This window comes from Streptomyces sp. NPDC004031 (genome assembly GCF_053604375.1).
Window position 1 is genome coordinate 66,819 of the sequence record NZ_JBSGHL010000040.1, and the last position, 10,599, is coordinate 77,417.

At 71.2% G+C, this 10,599-nt stretch carries 4 protein-coding genes; 1 reads left to right on the forward strand and 3 read right to left on the reverse strand.

Going from position 1 to position 10,599, the window contains the following annotated elements; all coding sequences use genetic code 11:
* The first annotated feature begins 54 nt into the window (after window positions 1-54).
* Window positions 55-2,568, forward strand: coding sequence for a DUF7507 domain-containing protein (locus ACWERV_RS24295; RefSeq protein ID WP_452936550.1), 2,514 nt, complete (start codon window positions 55-57; stop codon window positions 2,566-2,568).
* Between the two features lie 168 nt (window positions 2,569-2,736).
* On the opposite strand, the gene ACWERV_RS24300 is transcribed toward ACWERV_RS24295, so the two are convergent.
* From ACWERV_RS24300 to ACWERV_RS24310, 3 genes are all read right to left on the reverse strand, one after another.
* The gene (locus tag ACWERV_RS24300; RefSeq protein ID WP_452936552.1) at window positions 2,737-3,171 is read right to left on the reverse strand and encodes an SUKH-3 domain-containing protein; all 435 of its coding nucleotides are present in this window, start codon (window positions 3,169-3,171) and stop codon (window positions 2,737-2,739) included.
* Between the two features lie 328 nt (window positions 3,172-3,499).
* The gene (locus ACWERV_RS24305; protein ID WP_452936555.1) at window positions 3,500-3,982 is read right to left on the reverse strand and encodes an SUKH-3 domain-containing protein; all 483 of its coding nucleotides are present in this window, start codon (window positions 3,980-3,982) and stop codon (window positions 3,500-3,502) included.
* The gene (locus ACWERV_RS24310; RefSeq protein WP_452936558.1) at window positions 3,979-10,575 is read right to left on the reverse strand and encodes a polymorphic toxin-type HINT domain-containing protein; all 6,597 of its coding nucleotides are present in this window, start codon (window positions 10,573-10,575) and stop codon (window positions 3,979-3,981) included. The genes ACWERV_RS24305 and ACWERV_RS24310 overlap by 4 nt, the downstream gene beginning before the upstream one ends.
* Between the last annotated feature and the right edge of the window lie 24 nt (window positions 10,576-10,599).

Sequence of the window (10,599 nt, forward strand, 5' to 3'; positions counted from 1 at the left end):
GGACGGGAGGCGTGTTACGCCCGGGGGCCGGGAGCGATCCCTAGGTTGCGCGGTATGAACCTGAGAAAATCCCCAGCCCCCGCCCCCGCCGCCGGGCGCGGGCGACACCGGCTCGGGCGGTGGGCCGCAGGCGGACTCGGCGTGCTGAGCCTGGTCGCGACAGGAATGGGCCTGCCGGCCCAGACGGCCGCCGCGCAGGGCGTGGGCGTGCCGCTGGTGAACGAGACGTTCACCGGGGCGACCGCCGACGCGGAGTTCGAGGGGTTCGGGGACGCGTGCCTGACCGGCGCCCCCCAGTCCCCGGCGCCCGGCCCCGGCACCCACCCGCTCACCGGCTGCCCCGCCGGGGCGGTGGGCCCGGTGCCGCCGGACGACGCCGCGCCCCACGGCTACCTGCGGCTGACCGACGCGGGCAACGACCGCTCCGCGGCCGTCCTCTACAACCACGCCCTCCCGGCCAACCAGGGCCTGGTCACCACCTTCGACCAGTGGCAGTACGGGGCGACGACCAACCCGCCCGCCGACGGCATCTCGTTCTTCCTCATCGACGGGGCCGCGTCGCTGACCGCGCCCGGCGCGTTCGGCGGCAGCCTCGGCTACGCGCAGAAGCTGCCCGACGACGACCCCAACGCCACCTTCCTGCCGGGCGTCAACCACGGCTACGTCGGGGTGGGCCTCGACGTCCTCGGCAACTACTTCGGCGACTGGGAGCACCGCGGCAACGGCTGCGCCACCCGCTCCCCCGCCGGTACGTCCTTCCGCATCCCCGCGCCCGGCCAGAACATGGTGACGCTGCGCGGACCGGGCGACGGCACCGAGGGCTACTGCTTCCTCGACGCCACGACCAGCAACTTCTCCACCACCGGACCCTGGCCCTCGACCCTGCCGGGACAGCTCCAGGGACCGACGACCACGCTCCCCGCGGACGCCACCCCGGCGGAGGCCGAAGCGCTGCTGGAGCCCTCGCGGCGCACGGTGACCGTCGAGATCTCCCCGGCGCCGAACCCGGTCATCACCGTCTCGATCGACTTCCACGACGGCAACGGCACGCAGCAGGTGCTGTCCGCCCCGGCTCCGCAGCCGGTGCCGAGCACGTACAAGTTCGGTTTCGCGGGCTCGACGGGGCTGTTCACCGACGTGCACCTCATCAGGAACGTCACCGTGCAGCCCGCGGCCGCGCTGCCGCAGCTCAACCTCGTCAAGCAGGTCTCCCAGGACCCGCCGCTGCCGCTGCCGCTGGTGCCGGGCAGCCAGGTGCCGTACCAGTACGTCGTGACCAACAGCGGCAACACCGACCTGACCGGGGTGAACGTCACCGACGACAAGGTGGACGGCATCACCTGCCCGCAGGACACCCTCGCGGTCGGCGCGACGACGACGTGCACGGGGACGTACACCGTCACCGACGCGGACGCCGCCGCGGGCTCGCTCACCAACACCGCGACCGCGCACGGGCGGTCCGACGACACGCCCGTCGACTCGCCACCCGACAGCGTCACGCTCCCGGTCCAGTCCGGTCCCGGGGTCCGGCTGGAGAAGACGGTGGACGACACCCGCGAGTACCGGGCCGGCGACGAGGTGACCTACCACTACACCGTCACCAACACCGGCCCGCAGGAGCTGACGGACCTGACCGTCACCGACGACCGGGTGACCGGCGTGACCTGCGACGCGACGACCCTCGCCCCGTCCGGCGAACCCGGCGACAGCACCACCTGCACGGGCACGTACACCGTCACGGACGCGGACGCCGACGCGGGGACGATCACCAACACCGCCACCGCGCACGGGCGGTCCGACGGCACCGAGGTCACCTCGCCGCCGGACGACGCCACGGTGATCGTCGCCTCCGAGCTGGCGCTGCGGCTGGAGAAGTCCGCCGACGACAGCCGCGTCTACCGTGCCGGTGACGAGGTGACCTACCACTACACCGTCACCAACACCGGCAACGCGACGCTGACCGGCGTCGGCGTCACCGACGACCTCGTACCGGACGTCACCTGCGAGGCGACGACCCTCGCGCCCGGCGACAGCACCACCTGCACGGGCACGTACACCGTCACCGCGGCGGACGCCGCACGCGGCCGGGTCGTCAACGTGGCCGCCGCACACGGGCGGTCCGGCGGCCGGGAGGTCGTCTCCGAACCCGACAGCGTCACACTGCGCACCGCCGCGGAAACGGGCCTGCTGCTGGCCAAGTCCGTCGACGACTCGCGCACCTACCAGGTGGGCGACGAGGTGACCTACACCTACACCGTCACCAACACCGGCGACACGGAGCTGACGGGTGTCGGCGTCACCGACGACCGGGTGACCGACGTGACGTGCGAGGCGACGACCCTCGCGCCCGGCAACAGCACCACCTGCACGGGGACGTACACCGTCACCGACGAGGACGCCGCCTGCGGCTCGGTCACCAACACCGCGGTGGCCACCGCCGAGAACGGCACCGTCCGCTCCAACGAGGACCGGGCCACCGTCACCGTCGAGTCCAAGGAGAAGCCCTGCCCCCCGAAGCCGTGCCACGACGAGTACGGCAAGCCCTGCCCCCCGAAGGCAGCCGCCTGACGCCTCGCTGACCCCAGGCCCCCGCCGGACCACCGGCGGGGGCCTCCCCCTGCCCCGGTCAGTCCCCCGTCCGCCCGTCCGTGCGCTCGCGCAGGAGCTCGGCGTGGCCGACGCCCTCCCCGTCCCGAACGGTTCACCGGCGCGGGCGCTGTGGCGTGGCACCCTTCGTCACTCGGGGGTCACCCTCGTCGCTTTGACGCCGAGGACCAGTTTCTCCAAGGCCTCGTCAACCGGGCCCAGGGAGAACGCGTCCCGGGCAAGCAGGTACATCACCGCGTCCTCGTCGATCGCCAGGAAGAACTCCCCCCTGCCGATCTCCCCGACCGGGCAGAGCGCACGGCCGAAGCGCTCGGACGCGACCTCGAACCTGTCCTCCTCCCCGACCGCCACCTCGGGATCGAACAGGAAGGGCTCGCGCGCGACGTTCACACCGGGTCCTTCGATCTCGACCGAGATCCCGCCGAACTCGGCGAGGAAGAGCCGCGCGGCCTGGTGCCAGGCAAAACCGGACAGCCCCTCACCGGAGAGATCGACCTCGGCCTGCCTGGCCGGGAACCACCCGGCCCGGGTCAGTACCTCGTGCACCTCACGGGAGAACCGCATTGGCCGCCATCCGTCGGAGAGTCGATTCCGTCATGCTTCACGACGGCCCCACGTCTCCGCCACTGCGGCCGACTACGGGCACGCCGTCACCGATCAGTGCCTCGGCCGCCTGACCACCGTCCCCCACCGGCCCGTCCGTTGCGGCCCCGGCGGCCCCGGCGGCCTATCCTCCTGACATGGCGCATTGGCGGCAGTCGTTGGGCAGAGCCTTCTGGGCGGCGGACCGGTTCATGGGCGGGGAGCGGCCCCTGATCCCGGCGGCCGCCGCTGGTGAACGAGCGGCAGGAGGATCCGTCGGAGGTGCCCGGTGCAGGGGCATGTGGACGCGTCACAGCTCCCAGTCGGCAGCGTGCTGCGGGCGGATGCCTGCTGCGAGCTTCGTGAACAACTCCTCGGTGCTGTCCGCGTAGGTGAATACGGACGCGTCCATGCCGGCGAAGAACCGGCCCGACGGGGTGACGTAGACGGTCAGGTGGAAGCCGTCGACGCCCACCGGGCAGAGGGATTCGCCCACCACCGAGGAGCACCGGGCGGCGACGTCCGCGTCACGTTCGGTGCAGACCCGGGCGGGGTCGACATCGGTCCGGCAGAAGTGCTCCCGGCCGTTCACCGTGACACTCGGGGGGTGCACGATGTGCAGGCCCTGGAAGGACTCCAGGAAGCGGCGGGCCGACGCGGACACGTCGAAGCCCACCACGGTCATGTCGCGGACGAGTCCGGAGACTTCCACGGTGCGGCCGGGTCTCCATCCGGCCGCCTCCAGCAGGAGGCGGCCGGGGCCGTCGGGGATGCCGTGAAGGTCCGCGGTCAAGGGCCTGTCACCGCCAGGTCGGTCGCGCCGCGTCTGACGAGTGCGCTCTGGCAGGACAGGCACGCGGCTTCCGGGGTTCCGGTGGCGCTGCGGACGGTGAGGAACTGGATGTCGCTGAGCTGGAGCGGTCTCCCGTTCTCCTCCTCGAAATCCGCGCCGTGGTTGGCGAAGAGTGCGTTGCAGGCCCGCATCTCCGCGCAGTTGGCGGCGTTGCCCTGGAAGGTCTGCCCGCCGTCCTCAGCAGCCTGCTGGATCTCGGGTTCGAGGTAGGGAGGGGTGGAGGAATGGCCGGAGTAGCCGCGCTCCACGATGTTCGTCCCCTTGATGTTGGCAACCGACGTCATCGTCGCATCCTTGGGGGCGCTCTTCGCCGCGGCACGTGCCTCGGCGCCCATGTCCGGCCCGCAGGTGTTGTGGACCAGGACCGGGGTTCCGCCCGCGAGCACGTAGTAGGTGTGGAGCTGCTCGACGGTGAGGTTGTAGCGGTCGGCCGCCCCCGGCGTTGCGTGGACGGTGAGGACCTTGGCGTGGTGGTCCGTTTCCGTGTTGAGGGAGTGACCGGACTTGAGGTCACCCGCGGAGGTCCAGGTGTGGGTGGTGTCATCCCAGAAGGGATGGTTGGCCGTGGTGTGCAGGGTGGCGGATTTGCCGTTACTTCCCTGGACAGTGACGTCGACGAGGTCGGTGTCGTGGTTGATCCACCGGTGCTGGACCTCGCGGCCGCCCTCGTCCTTGCCGGTCGCCGGGTCGGCCGCCTCGACCTTGTCGCCGGGCTCGACCTCCGCTATCGGCTTCGTGGTCCCGTCCGCGAGCAGAACGGGGGTGTCCGGCGAGAAACTGCATCCCTTTCCGCCTCCCCCGCCCGCCGCGTGGCTCGCGCCCGCGAGATTGGCCACTACCGCGGCGCCTGCCGCCACCGTGGTCGCTCCCGCCGCTTCCGCCGCCACGCTCAGGCCTGCCGAGGCCGCGGCCACCGAGGCCATCGCCAGGGAGCCGGTGGCCAGGGAGGATTCGGCGAAGGCGGTCGCCATGGGGAGGGCGATCTCGGGCATGATCACGATCGCCGTGATGATCGCTGCCGCCGCGAGGGCGATGACGGCCGCGTTGATGATCGTGTCCAGGTGGCGTTTGACCTGGCAGGCGACGTTGTACCAGGCGCAGTGGCGCTTCGCCGCCTTCGCCGCGGCGGCCTTGGCCTTGGCGCGGGCCTGGGCCTCGGCCTTCTCCTGGGCGGCCTTGACGGCCGCCGCGTAGGCCTTGGCGGCGGCGTCGGCGTAGGCCCTGTCGGCCTTGGTGACGGCGTCGTTGTAGCCGGAGCAGGTCTTGGGGGTGCAGAGGGCGCCGAAGCCGTTGTCGTGGGCGAGTTTCTGGGAGATGGGCTTGGCGCCCTTGACGACGGGGACGTTCATGGTGGGGTCGGCCCACCAGTTGTCGAGGCCCGTGGGGTCGCTGAAGGTGACGGGGTTGGCGGAGGCGTAGGTGTAGCCGTTGAGCTGCTGGGGGTCGGTTTCCAGGACGGGGTCGAGGGAGAGGAAGCGGCCGAGATCGGTGTCGTACTCGCGGGCACCGATCGTCGTGAGTTCGTCGTCGGGGTCCTGGGGGCTGTTGAGGAAGCCGTTGGGGTCGAGCCAGCTGCTGCCCGGGGTGGGGCCGCGGGGGGCGCCGTAGGGGGTGTACTGCTGCCAGGACGGGTTGGCGGCGGTCGCGTCGAGAGCGAGGGTGCCGGTGCCGTGCTGGTCGCCGTACTCGAAGCCGTAACCCTTGGTGGTGACGACGGCCTGGCCGCCGCCGGGCAGGTCGTAGGAGCGGACGTTGCTCAGGTCGCCGGACGCGGTGTCGAGGGTGATCTGCTGGTCGGGCAGGAAGACGGTGACGGAGCCGGGGTCGGTGCGTTCGACGACGCCGCCGTCCGCGTCGTAGAGGTAGCCGGTGGTGTGGGTGCCGGTGGTCGCGGTGCTGAGCCGGCCCTCGTCGTCCCAGGTGAGCGACTGCGCTCCGGCGGTGGTGGGGCGGGAGACGGTGTCGCCGAGGCTGTCGTAGCAGTAGTTCTTGGTCGTGGTGGTCGCGCCGGTCGTGGTGGCCGCCGAGGCGAGGGTGTGGGCGCCGGAGCTGGTGGCGGCGCAGCCGGTGGCGCTGCCGCCGTACGCGTAGACCGTGCTGGTGTCGGCGCCGCCGGTCAGCGAGTGCTGCACCTGCTGCTTGGGCTGGCCGAGGGTGTCGAAGCTCCAGCTGGTCCAGTACGCGCCGCCGCTCACCCCGTCGGTCACGACGGCCGCCGCGGTCTGCGGGGTGGGGGCGGTGTCGCAGGTGCCGGCCGCGCTGCTCGCGCTCGTCCACGCCTGGGAGAGCCGGTCGAGGCCGTCGTAGCGGTAGCACTGCGTCTCGGTGGCGCCGCTGCCGCGGATGTCGGTCTGGGAGGTGATGTTGCCCGACGGGTCGTACGCGAACTTCGTGCGGTCCATCGGGGTCGCCGAGACCGCGGTGTTGACGACGTTCTGGTCGGTGAGCGCGCCGGTGTGGGTGTCGTACGTGCTGGTGACGTACGCCTTCGCCGCCGCCGAGCCGACGACTTGCTGGGCGACCTGGCCGAGCGCGTCGTAGGCGACGTTCTGGACGTAGCCGTGGCTGCCGGAGAGCGTGCACTCCTGGTCGATGCCGTTGTAGCCGCAGTAGCCGGTGGTCAGCACCTCCTTGGCCATGCCGCCCGCCGCGGGGACGAGCGTGGCCTTGGGGCGTCCGACGGTGTCGGTGTAGCTGTGCTGGTAGGTGTAGTCGCCGGCCAGCGCGCTGGTGCCGGGCACGGTGTACGTCTCGCCGAGCGACTCGGCGAAGATGTTGAAGCCCTTGGCCTGGGTGACGAAGGTGCCCGCGGGGGTGTAGGACCGGCTCGCCGTGAGGTGGCCGATGGGATAGGTCATGCCCGGCACGGCGTTGTCGCTGTTGTCGTACGTCCACGAGGCGACCTCGTTGGCGGGCGACTGCCCGGCCAGCGGCGCGTCGTACGCGGCAGTCTTGCGGTTGAGCTTGTCGAAGACGAAGGACAGGGTGTGCCCGGCCGGGTCGGTGGACTGCACCTGGTTGCCGGCGCCGTCGTAGACGATCGGGGACTGCGCGGGGGTGCTGCCCGCGTCCGGGTCGGTCGAGCCGGTGACGTCGCCGTGGTAGTTGTACCGCGTGCCCCACACGTCGCCCGCGGCGTCGACGGTCTGCTGGGCGCGGCCGAGCGCGTCGAAGGTGTAGCGGGTGGCCTGGACCGTTCCGCCGGTGACCTTCGCGGTGGTGAAGCCGCCCGCGGTCGCGGTCGTCACCGTCGGGGCGGTGTCGTACTGGTCGAGTTCGGTGGTGCGGCCCATCGCGTCGGCGGTGATCGCGGTCGCGGGCCTGCCCTGCGGCGGGACGCTGACGGTGCGGTCGCCGAGGTACTGGCTGTAGGCGACCTCCCGGACGGTCTTGTCGTCGAGTCCGGTGACGACGGTCGGGCGGCCCATGCCGTCGTAGGAGGTGATCGTCTGCTGGTGGACGTTGTTGTCCGCGGTCTGCTCCAGGACGCCGTTGGGGTTCGACGAGTCGTCCTGGTAGGCGTCGTTGGTCTGGGTGACCCAGCCGTGCGTGTCGTAGAAGGTGTCGCTGATGATCCGCCCGGTGCCCGTGGTGACCGCCTGGTCCTGGGTCTGGCGGGTGCGCAGCAGCGCGTCCAGCAGGTTGGTGGACGCGGTGTAGCCACCGCTGTCGTTCATCACCTTGGTCGTGACGACGACCGGCGCGGTCGTGCCCTCGGCCGGGAAGCTGTAGCTGTACAGCTGGTTGGCGGGCTTGTCGGTGGTGCGGGAGTCCTGCCAGACGGCGATCGTGCGGCCGAGGCCGTCGCTGTGGACGGTGGAGACGACGCCGTTGACGTCGGTGGCGGTCAGGGTGACCGCCCGCTCGGGGTCGTACGTGGATGTCGTGCTCTGGCCCAGGGCGTTCGTGGCCTTGACCGCGGTGGTCGTCAGGTAGGAGGTGTCGGTGTACGCGGTGGAGGTCTTGTTGCCATTGCCGTCGTACGTGGCCGTGGGGCGGCCGTGGGTGTCGTAGACGGTGGCCGAGTCGGTGCGGTAGACGAAGGCACCCGCCGCGTAACCGACGGCGTCCTGCTGCACGGAGGAGTCGGCGAGCGTCGGGGCGGGCTGCGGCCACGCCGGTGACGCGGGCTGCGGCCAGGTCGCCGCCATCGTCTGGTTGTCGTAGAAGGTGCGGGTGTCCGAGATGACGTCGGTGGCCCGGTCCAGCCCGGCCGGTGCGGTCAGGGCGTTGGTCTGCGCGGCGGTGGGGGCGCTGGCCCCGGCCGGTGAGGTGCCGCCGCAGGGCTTGGCGTCGGTCTCGGTCTCGGCGACCAGGCCGCTGAGGTTGAGCGCGGTGTTCGCGGCGGCGTACGTGGTGCGGGTGCAGGTCTCCTGCGAGCCGGTCTTCCCGGCCTTGGCGAGGTCGCCGTGCGCGTACGAGAACTTCTCCAGGCCGAAGGTCGGCGAGTCCGGGTCGGTGTCGAAGCTGACGTCGGTCTCGGTGGTGCGCCAGGTCGTGGGCGAGGTGCTGGTGATCGCCTGGCGGTCCCATGTCTCGACCTGGCCCATGGCGTGCGCGGTCAGCGGCGGCAGGCCGCTGCGGGTGCGGCTCGCATAGGACGCCGACAGCCAGTAGGAGTTGATGGTCGAGTGGTCGACCGGGCCGCCGTCGTACGTGTAGGTGGCGCTCTCCATCGCCTGGCCGGCGAACTCGTCGGTGTCGGGGTGCTTGCCGCCCTGCGAGTCGGTGAGCGTGACGGACCGGCTCGACGTGGACGACAGCCAGTCGCCGTCCATGCCGCGGTAGTACCAGGACTCGGAGAGCGTGAGCGGGTCGGTGCCCTGGCCGGTGCGGACCTGCACGTCGCCGTAGCCGCGCCACTGGCCGTAGGTGCGGTACTTCGCCTTGACCAGCTCGTTGTCGTCGTAGTGCCAGGCGGCCGGGCCGAGGTACTTGTACGACGTGTAGAGACCGGCGGAGCCGCCGGAGGGGTCGGACTGGGCGACCGAGGTGGCCACGTACTTGTTGAACCAGTCCAGGTAGGACGTGTTCACGCCGTCCGGGCTCCAGCGGACCGGGAAGCAGGACGAGGTGTTCGTCTTCGGGTCCAGGTCCTGGATGCTGCTGGGCGTGCACGCCGAGACCAGGCCGTAGGTGACGCTGATGACGCTGCCGGTCTCGGTGGTGATCGAGCCGATGCGGTAGCGGTTGAGCGGGCCGAGGCCGCCGCCGACACCGGAGGTGAAGTTGACGCGGTTGGCCATCATCGTCGGCGCGAAGGTCACCTTGGGCAGGGTGACCGCGGGGCCGCCCGCGGTGGTGTCGCTGCCGGTGTGCGCGATGGACTTCAGCCACAGGGTCGAGGTGTTGAAGGTGCCCGTCGTCGGGATCGACTGGTCCAGGGCCCAGGAGTCGACCGTACGGTAGGCGCTGCCGTCCCACTGCCGGGTGCTGATCGAGGAGAGCCGCACGGTGGAGAAGAAGGCCGGGCCGTAGCTGTCGCAGCCGGACGTCTTCGCGCACAGCAGGTCGAAGGGGACGTCCGGCCAGCTCGACGCCGTGTCCTTGGTCAGCGCCGGGCAGCTGGCCTGGCCGCAGCGGTCGCCGCTGTCGTAGACGACCTTGTCCGGCACGGTCCCGTAGGCGTTGCCGTCGGTGAAGCCGTAGTCGATGTGGTCGAGGTAGCTGTCCCGGACGTACACACCGTCGGCGGCGCCGTCCCGCTCGCCGTAGTGGTTGGTCGACTGCTTGTAGTAGTACGCCATCGCCCCGCCGTGCAGGTTGGTGACGTAGTCCAGGTGCCAGCGGTAGGCCATCGTGCACACGGAGTCGGCGAAACCGGAGGACTTGTAGCAGGGGCCGGAGGACTCCGGGGAGAACACCGGCTCGGTGTCGACGGAATGCGTGGTGGGCTTGCCGTCGGTCCATCCCGGGAGCTTGTTGAGGCCGAAGGAGAAGACCGTGCCCGAGCGGTCGGTGACCGTCCAGTAGTCGGTGTTGTACGTGCCGCTGCCGTTGCCCGTGCCGGTGTGGTGGGCGACGACGTCACCGCTGCCGTTGGCCGGCTCGTACGTCTTCTTGTCGGCGTCCCAGATCAGTGACGTGGTCGAGCCGTTGAGGGACAGCGTCAGCAGCGGGCCGTCGTAGCACATGTCGCCGGTGGAGTCGGCGCTCGGCAGATCCTTGCCCGCGACGGCGTCGCTGCACGAGAGGAAGGACTGCTCGACGAAGGAGTCCGCGGCCGACCAGCCGTCACCGATCCACGACGACTGCGCCTCGGTGGACGCGACCTGCCCGTCGATGCTCCCCGAGTCGTACGACAGGTCGGGCGTCGGCTCCAGCCCGGTCACGGACGGCGGTACGTCGATCGGGTAGGCGTAGTCGAAGGAGCCCGCCGAACCGCCCGCGGTCCACGAGCCGGACGGCTTCATCGACGTGGCCCCGTACTGGCCGCCCGCGCCACCGCCGTCGCCCGAGGACGCGGCGGAGGTCGCGGCCAGGACGACGGGGGCGGCGGTGGCGGACGCGGACGCGGGGGCGTTCAGCGCCATGGTGGTGGACAGCGTCTGGGCGGC

Bases quoted from the DNA above. Each gene is read 5' to 3' on its own strand.
- ACWERV_RS24295 (WP_452936550.1), top strand. From the start codon at position 55: ATGAACCTGAGAAAATCCCCAGCCCCCGCCCCCGCCGCCGGGCGCGGG.
- ACWERV_RS24300 (WP_452936552.1), bottom strand. From the start codon at position 3,171: ATGCGGTTCTCCCGTGAGGTGCACGAGGTACTGACCCGGGCCGGGTGG.
- ACWERV_RS24310 (WP_452936558.1), bottom strand. From the start codon at position 10,575: ATGGCGCTGAACGCCCCCGCGTCCGCGTCCGCCACCGCCGCCCCCGTC.